Source organism: Idiomarina sp. UBA4206, assembly GCF_002383015.1.
Lineage (GTDB): Bacteria > Pseudomonadota > Gammaproteobacteria > Enterobacterales > Alteromonadaceae > Idiomarina > Idiomarina abyssalis.
This window is the reverse complement of sequence record NZ_DFTS01000030.1, coordinates 21,307-22,147: the sequence shown is the minus strand read 5'-3', so window position 1 is coordinate 22,147 and position 841 is coordinate 21,307. Positions and strand designations below refer to the sequence as shown.

Sequence of the window (841 nt, the reverse complement as noted above, 5' to 3'; positions counted from 1 at the left end):
CAGACAGCCATTTAAGCAAATTGCCGGCGTTTTTGGTCAATGACGGTGGGGTTAATTCAGGCTTTATGCTGGCGCAGGTTACCGCTGCGGCATTGGCGTCAGAGAATAAAACTCTCGCGCACCCGGCGTCGGTGGATAGCCTGCCAACCTCTGCTAACCAGGAAGACCATGTGTCGATGGCAACCTTTGCAGCACGCCGGTTAACGGACATTGCTAAGAACGTCAGCGACATTATTGCTATTGAGTGGTTAGAAGCGGCGCAAGGTCTGGATTTCCGTCGTCCTTTAAAAGGTGCGGCTGCGGTTGAAACGGCCTTTAACTGTCTGCGTGAGCAAGTGGCGTATTATGCGGAAGACCGCTTCTTTGCTCCGGATATTAAAGCCGCCAGTGACCTGATTCAAAATGGCGAGTTAGCGGCAGTGGTGCAACTACCGCATATTTTGTCTGAAGCTTAAATCTACGGGTTAATCCCGTTTAGCAAGAACCACGAAGCGGCCGGTAAATTCTGCTACCGGCTGCTCTTCGTCAAGTATTTGAGCTTTTAGTGTTAACCGGGCATTTTTGCCTTGTTTTAACGCAGAAAAGTCACCGGTAACATCACTTAACCGTGCTACTGCCCGAGGCTCCTGAGTCACCGGCTTATGGTAATGAATGTTGCCATCGCCCAGTACGACTGACCCTTCAAGTTCCCGCTCCAACAACTGCAAATGCAACAACCCCCAGCAGGTTAAGGTGCCCAGTGAATAAATGCTGCCTGCAAACATGGTGCCGTGTACATTAATGTTCCGTGATAGAACCGCGCGGGTTTCGAAAACACGCCCTGTGTATTGATGAATCTTGC

At 50.5% G+C, this 841-nt stretch carries 2 protein-coding genes; one reads left to right on the top strand and one right to left on the bottom strand.

Going from position 1 to position 841, the window contains the following annotated elements; genetic code table 11:
- The coding region (locus tag B3180_RS06415; protein ID WP_286843611.1) for an aromatic amino acid lyase at positions 1 to 455 on the top strand (455 nt) is incomplete at its 5' end.
- Positions 456 to 464: 9 nt separating this feature from the next.
- On the opposite strand, the gene B3180_RS06410 is transcribed toward B3180_RS06415, so the two are convergent.
- Positions 465 to 841: thioesterase domain-containing protein (locus B3180_RS06410; protein ID WP_286843609.1), on the bottom strand; the 377-nt coding region annotated here is incomplete at its 5' end.